The 25,448-nt window shown below is 70.1% G+C and carries 28 protein-coding genes, 2 tRNA genes and 1 pseudogene; 16 read left to right on the top strand and 15 right to left on the bottom strand.

The features are described 5' to 3' along the window. Positions 1 to 10: 10 nt before the first annotated feature. The 3 genes from OG386_RS16115 to OG386_RS16105 form a co-directional block, all read right to left on the bottom strand. Positions 11 to 1,195 carry a histidine kinase dimerization/phospho-acceptor domain-containing protein gene (locus OG386_RS16115; protein WP_405790807.1) on the bottom strand — a complete coding sequence of 395 codons (1,185 nt, stop codon included), beginning with the start codon at positions 1,193 to 1,195 and terminating at the stop codon, positions 11 to 13. Between the two features lie 65 nt (positions 1,196 to 1,260). Continuing rightward, positions 1,261 to 1,980, bottom strand: a complete 720-nt coding sequence (locus tag OG386_RS16110; RefSeq protein WP_328788734.1) for a hypothetical protein — start codon at positions 1,978 to 1,980, stop codon at positions 1,261 to 1,263. Between the two features lie 106 nt (positions 1,981 to 2,086). After that, positions 2,087 to 2,755 carry a hypothetical protein gene (locus OG386_RS16105; RefSeq protein WP_328788733.1) on the bottom strand — a complete coding sequence of 223 codons (669 nt, stop codon included), beginning with the start codon at positions 2,753 to 2,755 and terminating at the stop codon, positions 2,087 to 2,089. Between the two features lie 186 nt (positions 2,756 to 2,941). On the opposite strand from OG386_RS16105, the gene OG386_RS16100 reads away from it, so the two are divergent. Then, the gene (locus OG386_RS16100; RefSeq protein WP_328788732.1) at positions 2,942 to 3,751 is read left to right on the top strand and encodes a nuclease-related domain-containing protein; all 810 of its coding nucleotides are present in this window, start codon (positions 2,942 to 2,944) and stop codon (positions 3,749 to 3,751) included. 152 nt (positions 3,752 to 3,903) lie between these two features. Here OG386_RS16100 and ku read toward each other — a convergent pair whose 3' ends face one another. Next, positions 3,904 to 5,031, bottom strand: coding sequence for a non-homologous end joining protein Ku (gene ku, locus OG386_RS16095; protein ID WP_328788731.1), 1,128 nt, complete (start codon positions 5,029 to 5,031; stop codon positions 3,904 to 3,906). Between the two features lie 31 nt (positions 5,032 to 5,062). Here ku and ligD point away from each other — a divergent pair, with 31 nt between their 5' ends. Together ligD and OG386_RS16085 are read left to right on the top strand one after the other, a co-directional pair. Continuing rightward, positions 5,063 to 5,959, top strand: coding sequence for a non-homologous end-joining DNA ligase (gene ligD / locus OG386_RS16090; protein WP_328788730.1), 897 nt, complete (start codon positions 5,063 to 5,065; stop codon positions 5,957 to 5,959). Next, positions 5,959 to 6,843 carry an ATP-dependent DNA ligase gene (locus tag OG386_RS16085; RefSeq protein ID WP_328793271.1) on the top strand — a complete coding sequence of 295 codons (885 nt, stop codon included), beginning with the start codon at positions 5,959 to 5,961 and terminating at the stop codon, positions 6,841 to 6,843. The genes ligD and OG386_RS16085 overlap by 1 nt, the downstream gene beginning before the upstream one ends. A 79-nt stretch (positions 6,844 to 6,922) precedes the next feature. Here OG386_RS16085 and OG386_RS16080 read toward each other — a convergent pair whose 3' ends face one another. Next, positions 6,923 to 7,318, bottom strand: coding sequence for a DUF6479 family protein (locus OG386_RS16080; protein ID WP_328788729.1), 396 nt, complete (start codon positions 7,316 to 7,318; stop codon positions 6,923 to 6,925). Between the two features lie 114 nt (positions 7,319 to 7,432). Between OG386_RS16080 and OG386_RS16075 the strand changes: the two genes are divergently transcribed. Next, positions 7,433 to 7,756 (top strand): plasmid stabilization protein, encoded by a 324-nt coding sequence (locus OG386_RS16075; RefSeq protein ID WP_328788728.1) that lies wholly within the window; start codon positions 7,433 to 7,435, stop codon positions 7,754 to 7,756. Positions 7,757 to 7,772: 16 nt separating this feature from the next. Here the strand turns inward: OG386_RS16075 and OG386_RS16070 are convergent, their stop codons facing one another. Beyond that, the gene (locus OG386_RS16070) at positions 7,773 to 8,759 is read right to left on the bottom strand and encodes an XdhC family protein (protein WP_328788727.1); all 987 of its coding nucleotides are present in this window, start codon (positions 8,757 to 8,759) and stop codon (positions 7,773 to 7,775) included. 223 nt (positions 8,760 to 8,982) lie between these two features. On the opposite strand from OG386_RS16070, the gene OG386_RS16065 reads away from it, so the two are divergent. Beyond that, on the top strand, positions 8,983 to 9,156 hold the full coding sequence (locus OG386_RS16065; protein ID WP_328788726.1) for a hypothetical protein: 174 nt from the start codon (positions 8,983 to 8,985) through the stop codon (positions 9,154 to 9,156). 197 nt (positions 9,157 to 9,353) lie between these two features. Continuing rightward, positions 9,354 to 10,016, top strand: coding sequence for a hypothetical protein (locus tag OG386_RS16060; RefSeq protein WP_328788725.1), 663 nt, complete (start codon positions 9,354 to 9,356; stop codon positions 10,014 to 10,016). Here the strand turns inward: OG386_RS16060 and OG386_RS16055 are convergent. Both OG386_RS16055 and OG386_RS16050 read right to left on the bottom strand, forming a co-directional pair. Then, complete coding sequence (locus tag OG386_RS16055) at positions 10,009 to 10,935, bottom strand: hypothetical protein (protein ID WP_328788724.1); 927 nt, start codon at positions 10,933 to 10,935, stop codon at positions 10,009 to 10,011. The two genes, OG386_RS16060 and OG386_RS16055, sit on opposite strands and share 8 nt — an antisense overlap. Before the next feature lie 264 nt (positions 10,936 to 11,199). Further along, positions 11,200 to 12,138 (bottom strand): restriction endonuclease, encoded by a 939-nt coding sequence (locus OG386_RS16050; RefSeq protein ID WP_328788723.1) that lies wholly within the window; start codon positions 12,136 to 12,138, stop codon positions 11,200 to 11,202. Between the two features lie 332 nt (positions 12,139 to 12,470). On the opposite strand from OG386_RS16050, the gene OG386_RS16045 reads away from it, so the two are divergent. Continuing rightward, positions 12,471 to 12,677, top strand: coding sequence for a hypothetical protein (locus OG386_RS16045; RefSeq protein ID WP_328788722.1), 207 nt, complete (start codon positions 12,471 to 12,473; stop codon positions 12,675 to 12,677). Positions 12,678 to 13,053: 376 nt separating this feature from the next. Next, a complete protein-coding gene (locus OG386_RS16040; protein WP_328788721.1) occupies positions 13,054 to 14,103 on the top strand; it encodes a beta family protein in 1,050 nt (349 codons plus the stop codon). 481 nt (positions 14,104 to 14,584) lie between these two features. Here OG386_RS16040 and OG386_RS16035 read toward each other — a convergent pair whose 3' ends face one another. Continuing rightward, positions 14,585 to 14,809, bottom strand: a complete 225-nt coding sequence (locus OG386_RS16035) for a holin (protein ID WP_328793270.1) — start codon at positions 14,807 to 14,809, stop codon at positions 14,585 to 14,587. Between the two features lie 868 nt (positions 14,810 to 15,677). Continuing rightward, a tRNA-Arg gene (locus OG386_RS16030) sits at positions 15,678 to 15,755 on the bottom strand. Positions 15,756 to 16,013: 258 nt separating this feature from the next. Here OG386_RS16030 and OG386_RS16025 point away from each other — a divergent pair. Continuing rightward, complete coding sequence (locus OG386_RS16025) at positions 16,014 to 16,463, top strand: hypothetical protein (protein ID WP_328788720.1); 450 nt, start codon at positions 16,014 to 16,016, stop codon at positions 16,461 to 16,463. 60 nt (positions 16,464 to 16,523) lie between these two features. Here OG386_RS16025 and OG386_RS16020 read toward each other — a convergent pair whose 3' ends face one another. Then, positions 16,524 to 17,279 carry a GntR family transcriptional regulator gene (locus OG386_RS16020; protein WP_328788719.1) on the bottom strand — a complete coding sequence of 252 codons (756 nt, stop codon included), beginning with the start codon at positions 17,277 to 17,279 and terminating at the stop codon, positions 16,524 to 16,526. 76 nt (positions 17,280 to 17,355) lie between these two features. On the opposite strand from OG386_RS16020, the gene OG386_RS16015 reads away from it, so the two are divergent. From OG386_RS16015 to OG386_RS16000, 4 genes are all read left to right on the top strand, one after another. Continuing rightward, a complete protein-coding gene (locus OG386_RS16015) occupies positions 17,356 to 17,634 on the top strand; it encodes a hypothetical protein (RefSeq protein WP_328788718.1) in 279 nt (92 codons plus the stop codon). Positions 17,635 to 17,885: 251 nt separating this feature from the next. Then, on the top strand, positions 17,886 to 18,110 hold the full coding sequence (locus tag OG386_RS16010) for a hypothetical protein (protein ID WP_328788717.1): 225 nt from the start codon (positions 17,886 to 17,888) through the stop codon (positions 18,108 to 18,110). Further along, positions 18,104 to 18,838 carry a GntR family transcriptional regulator gene (locus tag OG386_RS16005; RefSeq protein ID WP_405788712.1) on the top strand — a complete coding sequence of 245 codons (735 nt, stop codon included), beginning with the start codon at positions 18,104 to 18,106 and terminating at the stop codon, positions 18,836 to 18,838. Before OG386_RS16010 ends, OG386_RS16005 begins: the two co-directional genes overlap by 7 nt. Next, on the top strand, positions 18,835 to 19,116 hold the full coding sequence (locus OG386_RS16000) for a hypothetical protein (protein WP_328788716.1): 282 nt from the start codon (positions 18,835 to 18,837) through the stop codon (positions 19,114 to 19,116). The genes OG386_RS16005 and OG386_RS16000 overlap by 4 nt, the downstream gene beginning before the upstream one ends. A gap of 1,823 nt (positions 19,117 to 20,939) precedes the next feature. Here the strand turns inward: OG386_RS16000 and OG386_RS15995 are convergent. The 3 genes from OG386_RS15995 to OG386_RS15985 all read right to left on the bottom strand — a co-directional run bounded on the left by OG386_RS15995 (position 20,940) and on the right by OG386_RS15985 (position 22,545). Beyond that, a complete protein-coding gene (locus tag OG386_RS15995; RefSeq protein WP_328788715.1) occupies positions 20,940 to 21,074 on the bottom strand; it encodes a hypothetical protein in 135 nt (44 codons plus the stop codon). 148 nt (positions 21,075 to 21,222) lie between these two features. Next, on the bottom strand, positions 21,223 to 21,729 hold the full coding sequence (locus OG386_RS15990; RefSeq protein WP_328788714.1) for a hypothetical protein: 507 nt from the start codon (positions 21,727 to 21,729) through the stop codon (positions 21,223 to 21,225). A gap of 510 nt (positions 21,730 to 22,239) precedes the next feature. Continuing rightward, positions 22,240 to 22,545: a hypothetical protein gene (locus tag OG386_RS15985; protein WP_328788713.1), complete on the bottom strand. Its 306-nt coding sequence runs from the start codon at positions 22,543 to 22,545 to the stop codon at positions 22,240 to 22,242. Between the two features lie 69 nt (positions 22,546 to 22,614). Between OG386_RS15985 and OG386_RS15980 the strand changes: the two are divergent. Then, positions 22,615 to 23,502 (top strand): annotated as a pseudogene (locus tag OG386_RS15980) (tyrosine-type recombinase/integrase); the annotation flags it as partial. Positions 23,503 to 23,714: 212 nt separating this feature from the next. Here OG386_RS15980 and OG386_RS15975 read toward each other — a convergent pair. Then, a tRNA-Arg gene (locus OG386_RS15975) sits at positions 23,715 to 23,786 on the bottom strand. Positions 23,787 to 23,886: 100 nt separating this feature from the next. Here OG386_RS15975 and OG386_RS15970 point away from each other — a divergent pair. Then, a complete protein-coding gene (locus OG386_RS15970; protein WP_405790808.1) occupies positions 23,887 to 24,405 on the top strand; it encodes a response regulator in 519 nt (172 codons plus the stop codon). 97 nt (positions 24,406 to 24,502) lie between these two features. Further along, positions 24,503 to 25,432, top strand: coding sequence for an ArgS-related anticodon-binding protein NrtL (gene nrtL / locus OG386_RS15965; protein ID WP_328788712.1), 930 nt, complete (start codon positions 24,503 to 24,505; stop codon positions 25,430 to 25,432). The last annotated feature ends 16 nt before the right edge of the window (positions 25,433 to 25,448 follow it).

Below are 25,448 nucleotides of genomic sequence, written 5' to 3'. Positions count from 1 at the left end.
GCGGAGGGGGCTACGGCGCCTGCGTCGGTACGTCGTGGGGGAGGGTCAGGACCGCCAGCCCGCCGCCCCCCTCCGCGTCCCGGAACTCCAGCCGCGCCCCGATCACCCCCGCCTGCCCCACGGCGATGGTCAGCCCCAGCCCGTGGCCCTTGCCCCCGCTGCGGAAGCGCTGCGGGCCGTGCGCCGCCAGGTACTCCGGGAACCCGTCCCCGTAGTCCCGTACGGTCACCACCGGCCCGTCCACCGTCAGCACCACCGGCGGCCGCCCGTGCTTGTGGGCGTTGGCCACCAGGTTCCCGAGCACCCGCTCCAGCCTCCGTCGGTCCGTCTCCACGTGCGCGTCGCGGACGACCACGACATCCGAGTCCGTCCCGGACGCCCGCACCACCCGGCGTACCAGCCGTCCCAGCTGGTGCAGATCGCCCTCCACCACCTCGCTGCCCGAGTCCAGCCGGGAGATCTCCAGCAGGTCCTCCGTCAGCTGCCGCATCGTCCGCACCCGCTCGCGCACCAGCTCCGTCGGCCGCCCCTCGGGCAACAGCTCCGACGCCGCCTGCAGGCCCGTCAGCGGTGTGCGCAGCTCGTGCGCCACGTCCGCCGTGAACCGCCGCTCGCTCTCCAGCTTCGACTGCAGGCTCCCGGCCATGGTGTCCAGCGCCGCGGCCACCGTCGCCACCTCGTCCTGGTGCCGCGAGGGGGTCCTGGTCCGCGGATCGTCCACCCGCGCGTCGAGGTCGCCCTGGGTGATCCGCCGGGCCACGGCCGCCGTCAGGTGCAGGCGCCGGGTCACCCGGGTCACCGCGAAGGCGCCCACCAGCAGCGTGCCGCCGATCGCCAGCAGCGAGGAGCCGATGATCGCGTTGTCCAGCCCGCTGATCGTGCGCGCGCTCTGCCCGTAGTCGACGGTGGTCGCCAGGGCGCGGCCGTCCGCCGGGCCCGCCGCCCACATGGTCGGGCGGCCCCGGTGGTCCGCCACCAGAGTGCCCCGGCGCCCGCTGACGGCGAGCGTCCGCAGCTCGGGCGGCAGGCCGACGGGGTCCAGCCAGGAACCGCGCGGAAGGGGCTCGCCCGCCTCGTACGCGCGCGAGACCTCCAGCAGTCTGGCGAGCGCCTTCTCCCGCGCCGTGGCCACCGTCTGCCGGGTCACCTCCACGTGCACGAGGGCGCCCAGCACGGCCGCCAGCGAGCAGCACATCACCACGATGAAGCACGCCGACTTCCAGGTCAGCGTGGCCGTCCAGGCGGGCAGCCGCACGGGCTTCACGGCCGGCCCGGCGCGGGAGCGGGCTCCCGGCTGCCCGGGGCCCCCTGGTTGCCGGGCACCCGTACGATCTGCTCTCGCGTCGGCAGCATGGTGAGCTGCCGCTCGTCCCAGGACCAGGCGGTGATCAGCTCGTAGCCGCGGTTGCCGCTGGGCACCCGAAGGATCACGTCGCGCCCGGCCAGCTCCACCGTGATGACGGTCTCCGTGGTCGCCATGATCCGGTTGAGCCGCCCGTCCGGGTCGGCCGTGTACACCCGTACGGACATCATCTTGTCCGGGAACTCGATGCCGACGATCAGCTCGTCCTTGCCGTTGCCCGTGAGGTCCCGGTAGTACGGCTTCAGTACCGGGCACGCCTCCGGCTCCTTCACGTCCTCGTCCTTCGGGCACTCCTGGATCGCGGCCGCCGTGCGGGGCGGCATCCCGTCCGCGCCGACCTCCGTGTCCGGATGGGCGCGCAGCTCGGCCTGGACGAGGGCCACCGGGTCGACGGCGTGCACGTCCTGGTCGCGGACCGGCGGGATCCCCTTGACGTACTCGGGCGGGGCCCCGCCCGGATCGGCGGGCGGTACGGACGCCCCGCGGCGGTCGGGCCACAGATGTACGGGTCCGCTCACGGTCGGCGTGGAGCCGGCGCTCACCAGCCCGCCGGTGTCCCCGCAGCCCGCCAGCAGCGGAACCAACCCGATGAGGGGGAGCAGCGGGCGCGCGGACACACGCAAGCGCAACCTGTTCACAGCCCCTGTGCCCTTCTGCGCGCGATAGTCCGACGGTCGATCTCGTCAACCATATGCGGAGGCGCAGCCGTTTTACCCGGTGGTCTCAGCTGTCCGTGCGCCCTCGGCGCAGCATCGCGAAGCCCAGCCCCGCGGCGCCGACGGCTGCGATCCCGCCGGCGGCGCCGAGCAGCAGCACACCGTCGCCCGGCCCGTCCGCCAGCGTACGCAGCCGCCGCCCACTGCCGGAGCCGTCGGCGAGGAGGTGGGTGTCCCCGCTGGCCGCCTTCCGCGGAACGGAGGCCGGGACGACCTGCCCGCCGCGGGCCTCGCCGCGGGCGTCGTTGCGGGCCTCGTCGCGGGTCCCGGTCTTGTGACCGTCGCCCGCCACGGTGTGGTCGCCGCCCCGGGCCGGGACGTCACCCACCCAGGAGGTCAGCCGCCCCGAGGAGTCCAGCGCCGCGTGCAGGTCCCCGGAACCGCCGAAGGCGGTGACCCCGTCACGGCTGGTCAAGGTGGCCGCCTTGGTGCCGTCAGCCGCCAGGATCTCGGCCTGGTAGACCCCGTTCGCCGTGCGGTAGACCTTCGCCGTGGAGACCCCGTCCGCGAGCGAGAGGCTCTTGACGAGGACCGACTGCGGGGCCGCGGCGTGCGCGGACGAGGCCGCGGGGACCCCCTCGGCCAGGGCGGCGGCGGTGGGCAGCGCCAGCAGACTTCCGGCGCATGCGGTCACGGCGGCGGCGCGAACGAGAGTGCGGCGGCTGACGGTGCTCACGGAGAAGTCCTTCGGTGCCGGTCAGGGCCTGGGCCATCCAGGTGGACCAAACCTAGGGCCCGGCCGTTGCGGCAACGCCCCGTTCGTGTAACAGCGGAGTCGCAACGTTCCGTCGGAGTCGTTACACATCCGAGGGATTGCCCTGCGGCGCCCCGGCTGCTCCCATGGACGGCGGGGGTGAGGGCGATGCGCGGACTCAAGGTACTGCCGAGCGGCCGGCCCGGCCGCGGCCGGCTGTACGTCAATCTGCCCGACGGGCAGGCGGTGGCCTGGTACGACCGGCAGGCCAACCGGATCAGCGTCCTCGCGGACGACCACCGCGAGGCGATCCTGGCGGCGCTCCGCCCCTACCTGAGCGGGACGGTCTCGATCGGCCCGCCTCCGGTGCCCACCGCCTCCGACCTGCGCCGCCTCGCGCTGCCGCCGGACGCGGACCTGGCCCCGAACCGCCCGGGGGAGACCCTGCTGGGCGAACTGGAACACGGCCCGGCGGGCACCAGGGCCCGGCACCGGCTGCGCCAGGACCTGACCGCGCAGCAGCGGATGGGCGACGCCTTCGACGCCCTGGAACCCGAAGGCTGGCGGACCCTGCACTGCGTCCCGCTCCCGGGCTTGGGCCGCATCGACCACCTGCTCATCGGCCCCGCGGGGATCTTCTGCGTGCGTACGGTCCCGGGCCGCCGGCAACGCGCGGTGATCGGCGACCTCCTGCTCACGGTGGGCCGCACGGAACCCCGCCCGGACCCCCGCTGGATCCGCCGCGCGGCGGCCTTCGCCACGGCAGCCCTGTCCGCCGACGTCACCCCGGCGCTGGCGCTGGTCGACGCCTCGCGGGTCGAGACGGCCCCCACCGTGCGCGACATCCGCATCCTCCAGCCCCCGACGGCGACCCCGAGCCTCGCGGCGTCCCCCACCACGCTCAAACCCCCGGAGATCGAAACCCTCTTCGCCCGCGCCCGCGACACCACCACCTGGCTCACCCCCACCACACCCTGAACCCCACCCCTGTCCTTCCGCCGCGTGCTCCAGGCGTATCCCAGCCTCGCCGGCGTTTGAGGCGCGGGGTCTGGGGCGGAGCCCCAGTTTCGGGAAGGGGCGGGTAGGGGAAAGCGCCGCAGGCCCCGACCCGCCCCAACTCCGGCTCAGGCTCAGGCGGAGGTCCGCTTCCGCGGCGTCGCAGCCTTCTTCGCGGCCGCCGCACCGGTCTTCTTCGCGGCCGCCGTCCTGGCCGTGCTCTTCGCCGCGCTCTTGGTCGCCGCCGCACCCGAAGTGGACTTGCCGGCAGCCGACTTGCCCGCGGTCGTCGCCTTCTTCTTCGTCGCAGCCGAAGCCGCCGTCTTCTTGGCCGAAGACGCCGTCGACTTCTTCCCGCCGACCGCCTTCGGCGCAGCCGTACCCGTACCTGCACTCGCACCGGCACCCGCACCGGCCTTCCGCCGAATCGGCGTGACCTCCGCCTGCGCCTGCGCTTCCGCCCCGCCAGCCGCCCCCGCCTCCCCCCGGGAAGCCTTCGCCGCCCGCACGCTCTTCTCCAACGCCGCCATCAGGTCGATCACTTGCCCGCCGGCCGGCTCCACCACGGCCTCCGTCGGCTCGAACGCCCCGCCCGACTTCGCCACGATCAGCGCCTCCACGGCCTCCCGGTAGTCGTCGTGCAGCGAGGCCATCTCCACCTCCCCCAGCGTCGCCATCAGCGCGTCCGCCAGGTCGAGTTCGGCGTCCCGTACGGATACCGTGACCTCCGGCGCCACCCCCTCCGGCGCCCTGATCTCGTCCGGCCAGAGCAGCCCGTGCATCGCGATCACGTCGTCCACGACCCGCAGCATGCCCAGCCGCTCCCGCCCCCGCAGCGCGTACTTGGCGATCGCGACCTTCCGGCTCCGCTTGAGCGCCTCCCGGAGCAGCGTGTACGGCTTCGCCGCCGTCGCACCGTTCGCCGCGAGGTAGTACGCCGCGTCCATCTGCAGCGGATCGATCTCCTCCGCCGGTACGAACGACATGATCTCGATCGTCTTCGCGGTCGCCAGCGGTAGCTGCGCCAGGTCCTCGTCCGTGATCGGGACGATCGACCCGTCGGCCTCCTCGTACCCCTTGCCGATCTCGGCGCTCGGCACCTCCTCGCCGTCCAGCTCGCACACCTTGCGGTACCGGACGCGCCCGCCGTCACTCACATGGATCTGGCGGAAGGAGATCGAGTGGCTCTCGGTGGCGTTCACGAGCTTGATCGGGATGCTGACCAGGCCGAAGGAGATCGCCCCGTTCCATATGGATCGCACGGTTCCTCCTGTTTCGTGGCAGTCTCATCGTATGACGCCGATCACATTGGTGGAGGGCCGTCGCATCGCGCTCAGCAATCTCGACAAGGTCCTGTACCCGGAGACCGGCTTCACCAAGGGCGAGGTGTTGCACTACTACGCCACCGTCGCGGGCCCGCTGCTCGCCCACGTCCACGACCGACCGGTGTCCTTCCTGCGCTATCCCGACGGGCCGGACGGGCAGCTCTTCTTCACCAAGAACCCGCCGCCCGGCACGCCCGACTGGGTGAGGACCACCCCCGTGCCGCGCTCCGAGGACCTCTCCGCCGCCCAGGTGGTCGTCGCCGACATGGCCACCCTCATGTGGTCCGCCAACCTCGTCGTGGAGTTCCACACCCCCCAGTGGACCGCCGGCCACCCCGCCCTCGCCGACCGGATGGTCCTCGACCTCGACCCCGGCCCGCCCGCCACCGTCGTCGAGTGCTGCACCGCCGCGCTCTGGCTGCGCGAGCGGCTCGCCGCCGACGGCCTGCACGCCTACGCCAAGACCTCCGGCTCCAAGGGCATGCACCTGGCCGTGCCGCTGGAGCCGACCCCGTCCGATCGGGTGTCCGCGTACGCGAAGCAGCTCGCCCAGGAGGCCGAGCGCGAGCTCCCCGACCTGGTCGTCCACCGCATGGCCAAGGCCCTGCGCCCCGGCAAGGTGTTCGTCGACCACAGCCAGAACGCCGCCGCCAAGACCACCGCCGCCCCCTACACCCTGCGCGCGCGGGCCCGGCCGACCGTGTCCGCGCCGGTGTCCTGGGAAGAGGTCGAGGCCTGCCGGACCGCCGCCGGGCTCGTCTTCCTCGCCGACGACATCGCCCCGAGGCTCGCCCGCGACGGGGACCTCTTCGGCCCGCTGACCGACCCCGCGCGGGCCCGCCCGCTCCCCGGGACCCCGCCGTGATCCGCGTTGCGCTGGCCGCCGCCGTGCGCACCCTGCCGCGCGGGGCGGGACTGGCGTACGAGCCGAAGTTCGACGGCCACCGGCTCGTCGTGCTGCGCTCGGCGACCGACGTGACCCTCCAGGCGCGCTCCGGCCGGATCGTGACCAGCGCCTTTCCCGACCTGGCCGCGGCCGCGCTGCTGCTGCCCGCCGACACGGTCCTGGACGGCGAGGTGGTGGTCTGGCACGCGGGCCGTACGGACTTCGCCCTGGTGCAGCGGCGGGCGGCGGCCACCGCCGCCCGGGCCGCCGTACTCGCGCAGCGCCTGCCCGCCTCGTACGCCGCCTTCGACGTGCTGGAACTGGCCGGACTCGACCTGCGCGGCCGCCCGTACGAGCGCCGCCGGGCCCTCCTCGTCGACCTGCTGCTGCCGCTGGGGCCGCCGCTGCAACCGGTGCCGATGACGACCGATCCGGAACTGGCCGCCACCTGGTACGAGACCCTGCCGGCCAGCGGGATCGAGGGCCTCGTCGTGAAACGGTTGGACCAGGCCTACCCGGCCGGGCGGCGCGGCTGGCAGAAGCTGCGGCACACCGACGTCCGGGACGCGGCGGTGGTCGGCTACACCGGCACCCCGCGCCGCCCGCTCGCGCTGGTGCTCGTCCTGCCGGTCGGGGACGAGAGCCCGCTGGTGTCGAGCCCGCTGAGCGCGGCGCTGCGCGCGCAGGTGGCGGCCGAAGTGGCCGCCCGCGGGGCGGCCTCGCCGGCCCTGGCCACGGTCACGGCGATCGGGCTCGGGGAGGTCCCCTTCCGGGCGCTCGACCCACCGCTCACGGCGGAGGTCCGGCACGCCTCGACCCGGCACCCGCCGCCGGAGGTGCTGCGGCTGCGGGTGGACCTCTGACCCGCGACGGACCTCTGACCCCCTCGCCCTCTGACCCGGGCGCGGGAGGCGCGGGTCAGAGGGCGAGGGGGTCCTGGTGTCAGGAGTGTGCGCCACGTCCCGCGTTCGGCGGAGCCCCCGGCTGGGGGTGCGGTCCCGGCCCCTCGGGGAGTTCGTAGCCGGACTCCCGTTCGGCGCGGGCCTCTTCGGGATGGCTGGAGGTGGTGGAGCCGAAGTTCCCGTAGCCCTGCATCTCGTGCGGCCGTAGGCCGCCCTCCGGGATCTCCACCTGGTCCCGCTCCTCGCGGACCTCGTAGACCGCGCCCCCCTCGGGCAGGTGCGGCTGACTCTCGGGGGTGGGCGGGGGTGGCTCCTTGGCCCGTACCCTCTTGCCCAACAGGAAGCCGCCCAGCAGGAAGCCGGCGACGAGGATGCCGACGACCAGGAACCATGCGATGTCGGCGAGGGTCGCGTCCACGCTCAGAGTCGTGTCCATACCGACCATGCTCCCGCACTCAAGTCCGAAATGCTCTGCTATGCCCTGGATACCTTGGGCCATCCGGGGTACGCGCCCGGTGTGCGCACCCGCCGAACCAGAAGGAGGCCGGCCATGCCCCGCGGATCGTCCCCGAAGCGCGAACGACAGTACGAGCACATCAAGGAAGGCCTGGAGCGGCGCGGCGAGCCCGAGGAGAAGGCGAAGGAGATCGCGGCCCGGACGGTGAACAAGGAACGCGCCCGGGCCGGCGAATCCCGGACCGCGAGCAAGGAATCCGTCGAGGACATCTCCCCGTCGCGGCGCGGAGGCCTGCACTCCCACTCGGGCGCGCAGGGCCCCACGTACGAACAGCTCTACGCCGAGGCCCGGCGCCGCAACGTCCACGGCCGCTCGGACATGAACAAGACACAGCTCAAGCGGGCCCTGGGGAAGTGAAGGCCGCTGCCGTCGCCTAGGAGTTGATGGGGCCGTCGGCGTCCCGCAGGGTGCCGGCGGCCTTGCGCTCCCCGAGCGCCCCCAGGATCTCGGCGCAGATCGCCAGCGCGGTCTCCGCCGGAGTGCGGGCGCCGAGGTCCAGGCCGATCGGTCCGTGCACCCGCGCCAGTTGGGCCTCGGTGACCCCGGCCGCGAGCAGCCCCTCGCGCCGCCGGGCCGTGGTCTTGCGCGAGCCCAGCGCACCGACGTACGGCACCTCCCGGTTCAGGGCCACCCGCAGCGTCGGCACGTCGAACGACTCCTCATGGCTCAGCATGACCAGGCACGCGGCGTCCCGGCGCGCCTCCAGGACCTCGCCGGCCTCCTCCGGGCCGGTGACCAGAACGGCCTCCCAGCCCAGCAGCAACGCCTGCCGCTCGATGATCTCGGCGAGCTCACCGCCGCCACCGATGACCACGTACGGGGCCGACGGGAACGCCTCGACCAGCACCAGCCCCGACTCCGCGTACAGCGCGTCCCGCCCGGCCCGCCGCGTCGCCAACAGCTCGCCCGCCCGCCGCCCGGCATCGTCACCGGGCGCGTCCACGGCCCGTACGACCTCACTGGCGGCCCGGTCCGCAGCCTCGTTCAGTCGGGTCACCAATGCCACCCCGACCCCGTCGCCGAGCAGCTCCCACCACTGGGCCGGGATCGTCGAGAGCGGCTGCAGCAGCACTTCGGCCTGCCCGCCGCAGGTCAGCTTCGCGGCCACGGCCTCGGAAGCCCGTACGGACACCTCGCACACCCGCGCCGTGACCCCGGCCGGCAGGGCCGCGACCTCGGCGGCGAGCTCGGCGTCGAAGACCCCGCGGTAGAGCGTGCCGACACACTCCCCCCGCGCATCGATGAGCAAGGCCCCGGCCGGATCCCGCGGCCCGAACCCCTGCTCGGTCACGGGCCGGGCCAGATACCCGGCCCGCCCCTCGGCCAACCACCGCCGCGCCGTCTCCACCAGCTCACGCATCCGCGCCGCCCCTTCTCGATCGTCAGAGCCCGCCACGGGGCACCTGGCCAGCGGCGCCATGCGGCCTCACCCCCAACGTACGCACGCACCCCGCCCCTACCCACCCCCCAGATCCCACAGACCCCGCCCCATCTCCCTCGTACGGACCACCGGAAACGGCCGCCCCGACGCGCATCCCGGACCGGGGCCGCCGAGCTGGATCCGTCGCGGAACGACCGCTCGCATGCGCGCTGTTAGAGCCGGGGAACGGGAGCGGTTCCGGCGGCGAAGGCTCGCCGCCGGCGCCCGGATGTTCCCGGGCCCGTGCGTCCTCGGCGTCCTCGACGTCTTTGGTGGGGTCGTGATGGTCACGTACGGCTTGCGGGAGCCGGCCGAGCGCGCCGAGACGTGTTGCTGACCTCTGGGCCGGCAGCGACGCGGCGATCGCAAGCCGACGGCCTGACGGCCTGACGGCGGGAACCGTGGTGCGCGGGCTCCAGCAGCACGCCGCCCGAGTGATAACACTGTGTCACCGCTCCTGGTTCCGTGCTGACGGTGAGTTGCCGTGCAACGTTGGGAGCCGACCAGAGCCGGAGCGGAGGGACCGACACCGTGATGCCGGACATCAGACGCGGCTTCGCCACGGCGGCACTGCTGACGGCCCTGACCATGACGGCGTCGGCGTGCTCCGACCCCGACCCCGACCCCGTCCCGACCCCACCCGCCACGACCACCGACACGCACACCGGAACGTCCTCCACGGCGACGGGGGACGAGGACCTGGGCAAGGTCTTCCCCGGCACCCGCGGAGGCTCCGGGAGCGGCTCGACGGTCGCCGTGCCGAGGGCGCAGCTGGACGAGCCGGCCGGAGGGACCATGGAGTTCGCCAACGACCAGCAGGTGCCCCTGACCGTCCAGCCGCTGACGGCCACCGCGGAAAGCGGAGAACTCTCGATCGTCAAGGACGGCTGCACCGGCGTCACCCTTCAGCCCCAGGAGACGTGCAGCGTCCAGGTCAGCCACGTCGCCCACGTACCGGGCACGTGGACGGGTACGGTCACCGCCCCGACCGCCGAGGGGCCCGTCTTCTCGGTGACCCTGACCGGTGAGGCCGTCGAGGCCACATCGGAGACGCCCTCCGAAACCCCGACGCCGGAGCCCGACGGGACCCCGGAAACCCCCGACGAGACGGGGACACCGGAGGCCCCCGACGAGACCGGCACCCCCGAAACCCCTGACCAGACCGGGATCCCCACGCCCGAGCCCGCGCTCACCTGACAGAGCCCTTCATCTGCACCCGGACCGTGCCGTCGTCGTCCGGGAGCACCACGGTCACGGTGTTCTCGTACCCCCCGTAGTAGGGGACGAGGTAGAAGCGGGTCGGGGTCTTCACCAAGAGGCGAAAGCCCCGGTACTGGTAACGGTAGGGCCCGGCCCCGGCGCCCAGGTCCTTGAACGCGATGTCCTTGGCGTGGTGGACCAGCGGCAGGCGCGAAAGGACCTCCACGGCAGGGTTCCGCTGCATGCCGCCGTTCGCGTCTGCCATCGCCTGCGCCTCGCCCGCCATCGCCGCGTACCGGGACACGCCGTAGAAGAGGCTCAACGTCAGCATCCCCAGGAGCAACGCCCCGGCCACGAGCCACAACCGGTCGGCGTCGCGGACCCGAGGGCTCCGCCGCCCGGGGTCATGCTGCCCGAGGCGCACCTGGATGGCGAAGAAGGCCAGGCTGGCTCCCAGGGCCACCACGAGGCTGGGCAGCAGCCCGCGGAGCAAACCCGCGGGGAGGAAGGTGAGTAGATCGTCCCGGAAGAAGACGGGATAGCCCCCGGCCACCCCCAGGAGCAGGCCCACCGCCAGCAGCGAGCGGTACGCCGTACGACGCAGCCCCTCGTTCTCCGGGCGGGCCAGGGCGTGCCCGAGCCGGCCGAGCACGAGCAGGACGACGAGCCCGCAGACGAGCAGTATCCACACCGGGAAGAAGAGGGCCTCGGGGCTGCGCGCGAGGACGGCCTGGATGGAGAAGGGCAAGTCGCTGAGCGGGACGCCGAACGCGCGGTAGTAGGCCTCGTTGTACTGGTTGCCGAAGTAGTAGAGCAGTCCGAGGACGACGGTCCCGGGCGCCGCGATGTACGCCAACTTGTCCAGGAACGACCTCTCGGGAGGGTCCGCTGGCGGCTGCTGCGCCTTTTCGGGCATGCGCCCAGTCTGTCCGCCCGCCCCCGGGCCCGCACGTAATGGCCGCCCGCCCGGCTGACACCCCGCGCCGTGCCGCGCCGCCCCGGGGTGCCGGGCCCTGACCCCGATCGTCGGTCTCGGTCTGCTCAGCACCCTCGTCGGCCAACGGTCTCAACCCCCGACACGGCTGTTAATGATGCTGCATCACTTGGTGATGCAGCATCGGCTGACGGGTCGGCGACGGGTCGGCGACGGGTCGGCGACGGGTCAGCCAGCGGCGATGCGCTACGGCAGTACGTCCGAGCTGCTGCTTTCGAACGACTTGCCGGCCGGCCACAGGGTCACGCACTCCTGGCTCGCGGCGAGGTCGATCAGGTCCTTGCGCGGCTGGGACGGGAGAAGGATCGCGCGCGTGACGGGATTTACGAAGCGGCTGTAGTCGGCCAGCTGCCCGATGGCCATGCGCACGTTCTCGCGGGTGACGCTCCCCTTCGCTTCCACGAGCAAGCCGAGCCCCGGCGCGTAGAGGTCCGTCAGCAGGGGGCGGGTCTCGCCGTCGGGGAGGATCCGGTGCCGGTGGACCTGCTGCCCCTTCGACCTGAGGTAGTCGCTGAACTGGAGCACGAGCTTCGCTTCACGCCGCTCCGCTTCGTACGGCTCGCGGCTCGGATTGACGAAGGCCTTCTCGGTCTCCTGCTGCTCGATGTCGACGCGCACGACGGGCTCGGGCTGACTGCCCAGCACCCGGCCCAGCTTCGTCTCCGGCTCCTGCACGGGGGTGTCCACCGGCCGCAGCTTGAAGACGATCACCTTGCGGAGAGGTCCGTCACCGGTCTCCGGGGCGTCCGCCTCGTACCAGCTGTCCACTTCGAACTCGCCGAGGTAGGTGACGACCCCGCGGGCGCCCTGGAAGACGCGCAGCGCGCGGCCCTCGGTCCGGTGGTTCAGGATGCTGGCGTTGCCGGACAGCATCCGCTGGTCGCCGTACTGCCCTTCCCCGCTGTAGTGGAACAGCCCGTCCGGCATCCACCCGTCGTAATAGCCGTGCTTCTCGCCGGCGATCGGGTCCGTGAAGACCATGACGTTCGGCGTCTTCGCCGACGGGCCGATGCCCCCCTGGGTGCGGCCGCCGTACTCGGCGTGCAGTTGCTTGCGCTCGATCGGGTCGCCGGGCGCCAGACCCCACTTCACGCCCGCTGGATCCGAGACGTTCGCCTCCGTCACGTGCAGCCCTCCCTGTGGTCCGTGTCGATCTACTACCGCTAGTCGTAGTGTACCCTGCTGATGCAATGCAGGAATTAGATGCTGAAATCCGACCCATGAAAATCGCATCCAAATCGGACATGCGGCAGGTCGGGAGGGCGGCGCAGGGGGGAGGAGGGGCTTGATCGGGGCGAGCTGAGGAAGAAGCGGTCCGTTGGATGCCGGACAGGGCCTCGCGGGGCGCTTGACGGCCTAGAGATGCGGCTCGGCCCCTGCACATGGAGCAGGCGGCCACCCGTTGCAGCGGGGGCCGCCCTTGAAACACCTCGTTCATCACTCCAGGAGGCGTCCACATGAAAGTACGACGAACCCGGTCGGATGGCGAGCGCCGCCGCCGGCCCACCCGCAAGACGGTGGCGCTCGTCGCGGCCGGGGCCGTCGCGTTCGGCCTCGCCATGATCGCGCCGGCCGCCGGCTCGGCCTTGGGAGTCGCCGCCGCGGTCGTCGCGGTCCTCCCCCCTGACCGTAGGGGAGGCGAGGGGGACGACGGGGAGGAGTAGTGCCCCCGGCCAGCCCTCCTGACCGACTCGCCGGTCAGGAGGGCTGGCGCCGGCGGCCTTCAGGTCCGTGGCTCCGCCCGGATCGATGGACGACGGCCGTGCCGGCTGCTTCACGGACCGCCGACCCGCTGGCGGTTGCGGAACGGCACTGCTCTACCCGCCCCTCCCGGCCCCCCACGCCGTGACGCGGAGGCCGGACGTGACGGAGTCGGTGCGTGCCTGAAGCTCCGGAACGGAGGGGCAGCATCCGACTTAGGCGAGAACCAGCCTATTGGCTGGCCTATGCCCCTATCTGGGATGGCAAGTTCTCGTCACACTCTGATGGGAGTGAGCGAGACATCCATTGGCTTGGTGCCGAGTGCGCTGGGGGAAGCCGTTGGCCTACGTTCCGATACTCAAGGGCAAGGTGGGGGAGTTCTCGGCCCTCGAACACGTCACGCCGGCGGTTCGCTCGTGCATCCGCCCCGTCATGGAGCTGATCCCTGACCCAGACGTGCGGGATGTGCTGGAGACCTTCTGCAACCGCGCGATGGACGCAGTGCCGCACGGCACGGTCCTGACGGTCGATACCGGCGCCTTACCGACAGCACGAGTCCTCGAGGGCGATGTTGGTGGTCCGATCGCCCGACTCAGTGAGTCGCTCGGGCTTCGCGGCGTGCTGATGTGCCCGGTCGTGCGTTGCGCAGATCCGCGAGACGTCCTGGCCGAGGCATCACAAGCGGTGGCTGTGCACCAGAGTGGCGTTTGCCTCCGTGTGTCCGTTGCGGACGACATCCTTGAACCCCTGCCGAATCACGGACATATCCGCAGGCTGCTCAAGGTGCTCCACCTCGAACCGGAAGAGGTGGACCTGCTCATTGACGCCGGGCCGGTGCACTCCAGTGTCACGAGAGACCGATTGGCCGACCGCGCATTGGCCGTCCTTAAGGTGCTCTCGCCGTGGCGATGGCGGCGCGAGTGTGTTGCCGCTGGCGCCTTCCCGGTCAACTTGACAGGGTTCCCCAGAGGGCAAGCCACGCCCGTAGCTAGGCGCGACGCGCAGCTCTGGCGGCGCGTCGTGAGCGGGTGCCATGGGAAGGCGCCAGACTTCGGTGACTTCGGTGTGACGCATCCTCGGATACCTGTGAAGTCACGTGGAACTCCGCACCCCAACATGCGTTACACGACTCCGGAAGAATGGCAGGTCTTCGTCTATCCGCGGGTCCGCTCCGGTAACGATGACTTCTTCGCCCTGAGCGCGGATCTGGTCGCATCCCCGTACTGGCCCGCAACAGGGGCCCGAACTTCATGGGGTGACGCACGGCTCAAGGAGTGCGCGATGCGGCAGAGGGGGAAGGCCGGCACCGGCGCGGAGTGGCGTGCATGGGCAACCTCCCATCACCTGGCAGTGGTGACAGCCAACCTCAACACGCGGGGGCACCCGTGAGGCCTACGAAGAAGGCGGTCCCCTCGTGGGGGGACCGCTTCACCCCGAAAGCAATTCGGGCATGCGGTTCGGAAGTTCGGGTCAAATCCAACCCTATTTCCACCTCCATGGACAGGAGCATGCCCTTCTCCAGAGAGGCATGAACTTCCGCACGGTCTCGGATTGTCCTTGCCGCAGGTCTACCACGAGGTGGGCAAGGGACTGAAAAGCCGCCACGCAGAACGCCCTTGCGTTCAACTGTCCAACTCGGTCCCCAGTCAGACGCGCCGAGTTGTCGCATCGCGTTTCGCAAGGCAACGACAGTCTCTGCCCGCTCAGTCAGCCTCGCTGCCACCCGGGTGCTTCAGAGTCCGCCGAGGCTCACAACGGTGACGCTTGCGCGGCGAGGTGGTCTGCGGTGCCGGGCCATGCAGAGCCGGTCCGGCTAGGCCCTCGGCAGGGGCGGGGTTATCTGCGGCGCCCGGGGCTGCACGTCACTTAGTCATTGATTGCTGACTGGCGCTTCGGTCACGCCCGGTCCCGGGGGGCCGATGGGGCCGGCGGCAACGGCGGTAAGTAGCGCCAACACCGCAGCCATCCCGGCGGTGCCAAGTGCAGCTGGCCAAGGCACCGAAAGCAGGCTTGTGCCCCCGGCGATGAGTGTGGCCGCCAGAGCCTGTGCGAAGGTTCGGATGACGCGCTCCGTAGTGGCCTTCCAGAAGGTCACATCAAAGATTGAAGACACGGCGTGGTCCTTTCGGAGTTTCAGCCTCTGCGTCCGATGCGAGCGTCTCCTTCTAGTGAACTGGCGCTATTCGTTTTGCCGCTGGCGACATGCCAGGTCGCGCTCGCCGAAACGATCCTGTTGGAAAGTATTTGCTGTTCGACCTAAGCTTCGTCGGAGCCATCTCCTGCCACGCTGCTGAGCGGGTTGTGGTCGGCACCCTGCCCGGGTTGGGGACCGTACGCTGTCGGCGACTCGGGCGGGTCTTTGCGACGACGCGCCCATCGGCCACGACGAGACCTGTACCGGCGCGGAGCGACCACACCGGCCGCCGCCACATTGCGGCAGCAGCTGCTCCTCGGCCGCCCATTTCCGGTGGTGCGTTCGCCTGACGGCGGGGGTACGGCGCCCAGCCCGAGTCGGGCCCGGCAGGCAGTCGGCCGACCGCGCGCAAGAGGTCCTCTCCCTCGCCGCTGGCCTCCTCGGCACGCCGTTCCGGCCGCAGTCGGCCTCGCTCCCGGCCGCGCATGCCATGTGACGGTTGCCGTTCCGCCCGCCCCGCCGGCGCCTGCCCAGAGAGCGCCGCCCAATACTCCTCCAGCGCCGATGAGGGCAACGGCCAGCGTGGCCACATCCACGAGACCCCAGGTCGTCCGACGCATCTTCCACGAGCAGGACGCGAGAATGAAGAGCAGCGGTGCTCGCCCATGAGGAGCATCGCCACCTGCGGAAACACCCCAGGAGCCTGTCCACGAATAGTCCAGAGGGTCTGACATACGGGTGCGCAGGGCGGCAGTTGGCTGCGCATACGCGAAGACCCCGGCTTCAGCGTTACCGCTGATGGCGGGGTCTTGGACACACTTGCACAGTGTGCCCCCGGCAGGATTCGAACCTGCGCACACGGCTCCGGAGGCCCCGTGCGTCTCACGCGTTTCACATGTGCAGGGGCCCAGGAGCTGCGTCCTTCGCTCCTTCAGTCCACGAATAGGCCGCGCAGCTGGCGCCGAAGCGGGGGACGGCTACGCCGTCGGTGGAAGTGCCCTTTGAGCGCAACCGGCTGCATCTGATCCGTTGCTCTAGGTGGGGCGGCCGCTGTCCGGTCCGGCATTCAGGCTACGCCTGGGCCCCGCTAGAGATCTCAGTTCGGCTGTGGCTGCTCGCACTTCGCTGCTGTACTGCTACCGGGAGCGGGACCTGAGGGGGGCACATGCAGTGGTCGACGATCGCGGCGACAGGTGTGGGCGCAGTGCTTGGAGTGCTAGCCACCCTCGTCGCCGATCACGTGCGATGGCGGCGCGACTCGACGGAGAGGGATCGTGAGACGCTGCGGACCGCGTTCACGGAGTACCTAACTGCCCTATCTGAGGCGAGAGACGCATTCACCCGAGCGGAAGCATCTCCCGAACGTGTGGGCACCGGGCACATTGCAATTGGTGAGCATGGCGTCTACACGGCACAGCATCGACTGGAGCTGGTGGCTGAAAGGCCGCTTGTCGACAAGGCTGGTCTCGCGACCCTTAGCGTGCTCGATTTCCATGACGTGGTGGTGGCCGGCCACGCCTCGGACTCGGGCGAGTACGTGCATGCTTGGCGGGCTGTCCGCCAGGCTCGCTCCGCATTGATCGAGGAGATGCGCAAGGTTCTGAAGCGGCGGTGAAGGCGAGACCCTGCTGCCTGGTGCTCGCCCGAGACCGACTCCTCTTGGGCATGCCAGCGACTAGCGGCTGACGGGGATCTCGTAGACGACCTCGCACAGCGCGGCGGGGATGACGATGTCCGCAGTCTCCACGGGCTGCCCCTGGTCGCTGTAGTACGTCCGCCGGATGTGGGTGACCAGAGCGGCCTTCTGGATCCCGAGGAGCGACGCCTCCTCGGCGCTCGCCTGCCGCGGCTCCGGCTGCTCGACGGTATGGCTGACGGTGATCCCGATCGCGGCCATCCGATTCACGACGCCAACCCCCGCATGCGGCCCGCCCTCCGGCAGCACAACGAGCGTGCCCGCGGTGAGCTCGTACGGCTCCCAACTCGTCGACAACTGCACAGGCCGACCGTCAGCGAGGAACTCGTAAACGGTCCGGACGCACAGCTCGCCCTCGGCAATACCGAGCCGCGCCGCAATCTCGCCCGGGGCCGGCACCTTCGCTTCGGTCCGGCTCTCCCAATTGCCCTGCTTGCCCAAGGCCTGCATGTCCGCCCGGAACGGCGAACCGCCGGGCTGCTCACGCGCCGAGGACCGCACGACCCGCACGCGCCGATGAGGCTCGGCAACGTACGTGCCCGATCCCGCGCGCCCCTCCAGCACTCCCTGGGAGATCAGCAACTCCTGCGCCCGGCGGACCACGTTCTCGCCGACGCCACACTCCTCGGCGATCTGAGCACGCGAAGGGAGCCGATCGCCGACCGTCCACACATGCTCCGCGATCCGCTGCCGCAGGACATCGGCGATGCGGAGATAAGGCGGCTGCTCAGGCATGTGGAAAATCTAGTCCACTAGCTCTAATCTAGTTAACTAGCTTCACTCAACGTGTTCGAACGGCGACGGAGGCTCTGTGCCCGCATCGGAATCAAGGGCCGAGGACCTCGCCGCCCGGCTGTCGGCCCTCGGGCTGGCCACGCGTGTGGAGCCGCACACCACGTACACGTCGATCGAAGCGGAGGTACCGGAAGCGCTGCCCGCCGAATCGTGGCGGGAGGTCCTGGAAGTCGTGGCGAAGGCCGACCGATTCGGGCTCCTCGCCAGCAGCTTGACCGGCCGCACCCTCTGGGCCGCCGTAAACGAAGCGGTCCCCGCGACAGGCGACGTCCGGGGACCTGGCCATCAGCGATAGGAGCTGATCAGCGTGCACAACCGTATGGGTCCCACCACCGCCCGCACCAGTGGGCGACACCACCCCACACCCCCACCTGCGACGCCCACGGCGACGACCTTCCGTTCGAGCTCGTGCGTGATCGGCGCACACCCCGAGTGCGCCCAGTCGTCCCCCGAATCCGCACCCGTCGGCGTCCCCGTGATCTACGAGGCCTGCGACTGTTCCTGCCACGCCCCGGGCGCTGCGCCGACACTGCGGCAGGTGAACCAGTGAGGGGCTGGGCTCCCAGCGGCGCCCTCGCCGCCAACATCGAGATCACTTCGATCAGTGTGCAGCGCGGCGACGTCATCCAGATCGGCGGCCAGCCGTGCCGCGTGACCAACCTCGTCCAGCTTCCCGTCGGCGCCAAGCGGCTGTTCTTCGAGTCGGGCGAGGTGCTGACGCTGCACGCTCGAAGCCGCCTCATCGCCCTTCGCATGATGAGGAAGTGGTGATCCGGCCCGTGCCCTCCCGCCGTCAAGCCATCGCCGACGACCTCCGTCACCAGATCTCATCGGGCCACTTCAAAGCTGGCGAACGCCTCCCCTCGGAGGCCCAACTCTCTACCTGTTACGCGGTTAGCACGGCCACCCTGCGAAGCGCCCTCGCGCTCCTCCAGGGCGAAGGCTTGGTCGAGAAGATCCACGGCAGCGGCAACTTCGTACGCCGCCCCCTTCACAAGATCACGTACACCGGCGGGGGAGGCGCACAGGCCACCTGGACCGCCTTCTCCGCCGCCTTACGCATGACTGCACGCACCACGAACATCGAGGCGCCCAGTCACCTGACCACCCTGCTGAACGTGCCACCCCACAGCCCCCTGACCGAAGTCCTCTTCACCACTCACGAAGGGAAGACGCCCCACGGCCTGGCCCACATCTACGTCCCCCACGACCTCGCGCCTGCCACCCCACCCTTGGCCGAGCAGATAGCCGTGAGCCTGGCAGATTTCCGCCCACCACTGTCTGAAGTCCAAGAGCGTGTCAGCGCCCGCCTCCCGACCCAGGAGGAGGCGACGACCCTCCGAATCAGCCCCTCGTTGGCGGTCCTCTCGGTCACCCGCGTGTTGACCGACGCCGCCGGCCGCATGGTCGAGGCAGCCCTCCTCGTCCTCCCCGGTGACAGAGCAGACGCACTCTTCACCGCCCGCTTCGTGACCGATGAGAGGAGCTCGAAGGAATGACCGAGAGCAACGAACTGCGCCTCCTCCCATGGGCGGGCCCCGACGACAAGCCCTGCTACCTGAGCGCCGACACCCCCGCTGGCTACCTGTCCCGCCTGGCCGACAACACCGAGAAGATCCAGCTCGGCTTGGCATCCGAACTCTTGGCCCACGCCCTCGAAGTGCTCGCCGACGAGGAGTCGGATCCTGAGGAACTCCGCCTCCTGGCAACGGATCTGACCGGGGATCTCCGGAACGCAGTGCGCGTAGCAACCAGCCGAGGCGACCGCCTTGGGTGATCCGCCTACCAAGCTCACGAAGGATGCGATGCCGTCCCCCGGCTAGCTGAACTCTTTACAGCAGGACAGAGCAGCCCCGAAATTCTCTGGGGGCTGCTCTGCTAGTGATGCGCAGGCCTCCGAAGGGCGCGTGCGGCTCACGTATTTCAGCAGGTCAGAGGGTCTAGAGGTGCCATCCGCACCAGTCCACGCATAGGCCGCAGTGGGCTGGGCCACCCACCTCGTGTTGCCGCTCTGCCTCAAGGATGCCTAGTCGGGCGCACTCGGCCATGGATACCGTCGGCTCATGCAGTGGGTCACCCTGATCAGCACCATAGTTGGCGCTGCGATCGCTACCGGATCCGCCATGCTGCTCGACAGGCGCCGATGGCAGCGAGAGCGACTGGACCGTGAAACCCAGACGCGTCGTACCTTGTATGGGGAGTACCTGGCATGCCTCTCTGAGGCCCGTCACACTTCTGGCAACGTGGCTCGGGATCCGGACATGCTTCTTCCTGTGCGGCGCACCACCGCCCGTGCAGCGTTCGGACCATGTATCGGGTTGCGCTACCAGATGACCATCACAGCACCTACCCGGGTCGTAGAGGCCTCTGAAAGTGCGTTCCGTCAGCTACGTGGCCTCCGCGACCTCGTGATGGAGGGTGTACTGGTCACCGAGCCGGCCTACTTGGAGGGGCGCCGCGGCTACGATGACGCCCTTGCTGCACTGCGCCTCCGCATGCGAGAAGACCTACGTGAGGGCGGCAGTGCGCTCTGAGCTTGGGAATCACCGATCTTGTACCCGCTATCAGGGCTCTGATCAGCACGAACATCGCCTAATCCAGGCCTGGAAGCCTTCTGGCGACGCCCGCCGTTTATCGCCGTTGTCCGCCCCATCTGGCACGCTTCTGGCACGGTCGTGACGGTGTCAGTGGGGAGGCTGCGGTGCAGATCGCAGGTGTTGATGTGTACGTGAACCACCCGGTGCTGCATCTCGGGTCCACGGATTGGGTTCCCACTGGTCTCGAACTAGGCGATGCGCCTGCGGCGAGTTGTGACACCCACGTAGCCGTCCGAGTGCGCCCTCAGCTTGGCCTGGTCGCAGTGCGGATCTTCCGGGACTCCGACGAAGCCCCGGGCGCCGATGCCACCTTCACGACCGTCTTCGATGGGGAACTTTTGCTGTCGGACGGACGCATGGCCGTTGGGGATGTCGAAGGGCTCACGCGCTTCGTGCGCCTTCTTGGAGATCGTGGCCCTTGGAACGTACGAGTGGCAGTTGATGTCCCAGGGTGGGAGGCCCGAGCCATCGATGTCACGGTCGGCCGGCCCGACTGCTGAAGCTCGGGCCGGAGCTGTTCTGTAGCAGTGGGCAGATCGCCCGGAGGTCGTTCCCCATCAGTGCCGACAGGGAAGGGCCTGCATCAGATCTCCCCTGGACGACACGCTCATCAGCCACGACGAGACCGGTACCGACGCGGAGCGACCACACCGGCCTACGCCACATCGCGGCAGCAGCTGCTCCCCGCCCGCCCATTCCCGGTGGTGCGTTCGCCTCACGCTCCCGCCATGCGTGACGGCGGGGGTACGGCGCCCGGCCCGACTCAGGCCTGGTAGTCGGCCGGCCGTGCGCAAGAGGCCACCCCTCCCTCGCCGCTGGCTGTCTTTTAAGTACCCCGTCCCGGCCGCAGTCGGCAGCGCTCCTGGCCACGCATGCCATGTGACGGTTGCCGCGTCTGAAGGCTCGCCTGAGCCGTACTGCTGCCCCAGGAGCGTTGGCGGTACGTCGTTGCTGTACCGCCAACCCTGCGGGCCCCGACTCGCGCCGGGGCCCGGTGGCGAGATCAGCCGGCGTAGTCGTGGTGGTCGCGGGGGTCGTAGCCGCGGTTGCAGCTGGGGCAGAGGGTGAGGTCCTCGGGGTCGTGGGAGTACGGGTTGGGAATGACGCCGCTGTCGCATTGAGGGTCGGTGCAGGCCATGGTGTGCTCCTTCGAGGTCGGTGCCGTTGTCCTGATGGGCACCGCCCTCCCAGACCGTGCTGCCCTCGGGATCAGGACAGCGGTGCCGACCGGCTGCCACCACACCGGTATACCGACCCACGGCTTGGACCTGGCCCCAGCCTGGATCCTATGGTGAGCCCAGATCTTCTTCGGAGGGCCTCTGCTGTTCATGGGTCTGCCTAGGGATCGCGGGGTGGTTAAGTCTGGGGCGCCCGCTTGAGACCTCTCTTATGGCTTCGTCGATCTGGCGTTGAGCCTCACCTATCCAGGCAGGATCGATCGAAAATGCCTCACCGATATTTGGATGCCATCGATAGAGTCGCTGATGGCCGCCTATCGTTGCTGGCCGCGCGTGGAGTACCGAATTTCGAAGGATGGCACTACTGGCAAGCAACTCGCCAGACCGCTGGAGCCACTGGCGGGTTGAGCTCTCAGCCACCTGCTCTAGCACGCTGGGATTCTGAAGGATCTTGCCAAGCGCTCCTGTGGTCTTACCGACCAGACCACGGAGTTCCAGTTCGATCGGCAAGTCGATAACGTACGAGAACTCACCCAGTACGACCCATTCCAGGTAGGCAACGGAATAGGCGAGACGGCCGACCTGAATCAGGTACTCATCATCTACAGGCACCATCGCCACATGATGCCTTGTCACGATCGCTTCTGTGTAGGCTTTTAACGCTTCCCGATCCGCACCGCTGCATTCAACCGTCCCACTTCCATCCCGCCTGCCGTCGGCCCACACGTATGTGGAGCGGGCGTGGTGCTGGGTGTCCAGGTGGAGCGCGCCGCTGTACGAACGACCTGGACACCCCGGTGCCGTGTCCGCTCGGTTTGTCCTGGGGCGATGGCGGACGGGATGGGAGTTCCCCGCCTCACCCCCCCCATGGGCCGGCACCCGCCAACGGTGCCCCCGCCATCCAGGAGCCGGAGGCCCCCCGCCGGAGGCATGTCGGTGAGTGATGGCACCGCCGGCCGTATGGGACTGCCTCATGCCCTTGGGCCTATCCCGCCTTGCAGGGGCGGCCGGCGGCGAAGCGCGCGCGGAGCGGGCCGAAGGCAGGAGCGTCGCGCGGAGCGGCGCCGGGAAAGGCCGCCCGGCGGAGCGGAGCGCAGCCGGGTGCTTGATGAAGTAGGGAAAGTCTTACCGCGTCGTCTCGGCCCGGAACTTGTCGAGCAGTTCGAAGAACAGATCCATGGCCGGCATGCCTCGGTCTCCAGCTTCAAGCTCGATGGCGTAGCCCCAGATCAGGCTGCCGTACTGGCCGTTGATCTGACCGCGAAGCCACTCAATGAAGCCTCCCCGTGGGCCGAACGGAGTGCTGTCGGGGTTGCCGCTCATCTCCATGGCGAGTTCGAAGCCGTCCAGGAGCGAATGCAGGTGCATGACTGAAGACTGGAATGCGTACATGCCTGGCCGCAGGCGCACGTCCTCCAGAAAGTCGTACACGTCGCGCATCTCGCTGACAGGCCGGGGCGGACGTCGCTTTCCGTGGGGTGCGGTCACGCCGGTGTCGAGATCGCCAACGTGCTGCACTGGGTTTCCAAGGCTTCTCGTCCCCTCGCAGATCTTGCGGATCCTGTGGTGCGGTGGTCCGTGCTCGACTCCCTCAAGATCAAGCTTGATGGTACTGCTGCCGCAGCGGAAACCGTTCACCGCGGTGAGTTCCAGGGGAATCCCCTCGGTGCTGTTCGCTGGCAGAAGTCGAAGGTCGCCAACGACGTGGACCCCCGCGTCGTAGCGAATCCGGAGCAGGCGCGATCACTGCTGTGTGCGGTGTCCTACATCGGCGGCTTCAAGCGGGCCCGCGGCCGGCGCCTGGTGGGGCTCTTCGCCGGGATGTACTTCGGGGGCTTCCGGCCCGCCGAGGCGGTCGGGCTCTCCCTGCCTGATCTCACCCTCCCGGCCAGCGGTTGGGGAGAGGCCCTGCTGAACCGGTCCCGGCCGAGCGTCGGGCGACAGTGGACGGACTCCGGCCTGAGCCATGACGATCGCGGACTCAAGAACCGGCCCGCCGAGGAGGTGCGGCGCGTGCCGATCCCGCCCCAGCTCGTCGCCGTCCTGCAGGAGCACATCGACACCTTCGGGACCGCCGAGGACGGGCGGCTCTTCTTCAGTGAGGGCGGGGGAGTGGTGTCGTCCTCGACGTACTACCGGGCCTGGCAGGAGGCGCGGCTCCTGGCCCTGCCGCCGGCCGTGGTCGCTTCACCGCTCGCACGGCGGCCGTACGACCTGAGGCACTCGGCGCTCTCCACCTGGCTCAACGCTGGTGTCGACCCGACCGAGGTCGCGGCGCGAGCGGGTAACAGCGTGGAGGTTCTGCTCGGCCGGTACGCCAAGTGCCTCGACGGCCGGCAGGAAGTCGGCAACCGGCGGATCGAGGAGCTGCTCCGCGAGTACGAGTGAGAGGTGAGCCGTTGCGGCCCGAGGCCCCTGGGGAAACCCGGGGCCTTCGTGTTTCCCTGGCTGACCTGGGCAGTTGTGGAGAGTTCCAGGCCACGAATAGGCCGCAGGGGCTGTCATGGGGCTGCATTGCCTGGCATACGGCTGCACATACGCGAAGACCCCGGCTTCAGCGTTGCTGCTGATGGCGGGGTCTTGGACACACTTGCACAGTGTGCCCCCGGCAGGATTCGAACCTGCGCACACGGCTCCGGAGGCCGTTGCTCTATCCCCTGAGCTACGGGGGCGCGTCGTTGGTGTTGCGGCGACGGGTTGAACACTACCAGCTTCCGTGGGGTGATCAGGAACTGGTTTGCGGGGGAGGAGGGAGTGGTTCGCCCGCAGGGGGTGGAAGTGGCGAAAACCCGGACGCGGGGGCCCGGGCGGACCTACTCTCGAGTTGTGCCAGGCGTCTCAGGTCGGGTGCTTGTTGTCGACGACAACAAGGTCATCCGGCAGCTGATCAAGGTCAATCTCGAGCTGGAGGGCTTCGAGGTCGTGACCGCGAACGATGGTGCCGAGTGTCTGGACGTCGTGCATCGGGTGTGTCCCGATGCGATCACCCTTGATGTGGTCATGCCGCGGCTGGACGGGTTCGGGGCGGCCGCGCAGCTGCGGGCCGATCCGCGGACCAGGGACGTGCCCGTCGCCATCGTCAGCGCCTGCACGCAGCAAGAGGTGGAGGCCGGGATCGCGGCCGGGGTGGACGCCTTCCTCGCGAAGCCGTTCGAGCCCACCGAGCTGGTACGGGTCGTGCGCCGCCTGATCGAGCGCAAGGACCGTAGCGACCGCGGTGACCGCAGCGACCACAGCGACGGCAGGAAAGGGACACCCGCCGGGAGGGGGAGGGGCGGTCCCCTCCAGTAGATAGACGCCCTTCTCGTCGGCTCCGCTCGTCCAGGGCGCTGTTCACATGGCGAAACCCTTCGACTGATGACGGTGCGTCTCCCCTAGGCTGGGTCCCGTGACCCCCGCAGACCTCTCCCGTTGCGTCGTGAGCGCCGTGCGCTGCGCCGTCGAGGACGGTGAGCTGGGCGGGGCGGTGCCCGTGCGGGTGGTGGTCGAGCGGACCAGGCCCGGTGGAGTGGGGGAGTACGCCACTCCCGTCGCCTTCCAGATCGCGAAGGGCGCCGGAGTGCGGCCGGCCGAAGTCGCCGAGGTACTCGCCCGCCGGCTGGGCGCTGTGGCCGGGATCGAGCGCGTCGAGGTCACCGGGGCCGGGTTCCTGAATTTTTCGCTGAGTTCCGTTTCCGCCGCCCAGCTGGTGCGCGACCTGCGCCCGGTGGCGGTGGTCGAGGTCCCGTATCCGCCGTCCGGCGAGCTGCGCGAGCACCTCGTACGGGCCGCCGTCGCGCGGATCGAGGCCGCGCAGGGGGTCCGGCCCGGTCCGGCCGTGAGCGTCGCGCCCGTCGCCCGCCGCGACGGGGACGTGCTCGCGCGGTACGGGGCCGACGCCGTCGCCTGGGCCGTGCTCACCACCCCCGCGCGCGAGACCCCCGAGTTCTGCGACGCGCTGCTCGTACAGGGAGAGGGCAACGAGCTCTTCCGGGTGCGGTACGCCCATGCCCGCGCCCACGCGCTCGTACGCAATGCCGAGCAGCTCGGGTTCCGCCCCGAGCCCGGCGAGGTCGACGCGCCCGACCTGCTGCGCGTCCTCGCCGACCACCCCCTCGTCCTCGAAGCCGCCGCGCACCACCGTGCGCCCGAGCGGCTCGCCCGGCACCTCGTCGAGCTGGCCGACGCGCTGCTCGACTTCCAGTACCGCGTCCTGCCCAAGGGTGACGAGAAACCCTCGGCCGCCCACCGTGCCCGGCTGGCTCTTGCCGAAGCCGCCGGGACGGTGCTGGCCGGCGGCCTGGCCCTGCTCGGTATAGACGCACCGACACGCTTGTGACCCGCGAAGAGAGATA

It is taken from the genome of Streptomyces sp. NBC_00273, assembly GCF_036178145.1.
GTDB lineage: Bacteria > Actinomycetota > Actinomycetes > Streptomycetales > Streptomycetaceae > Streptomyces.
Note: the sequence above shows the minus strand (reverse complement) of the source record. Positions and strands in the feature narration are given on the sequence as shown.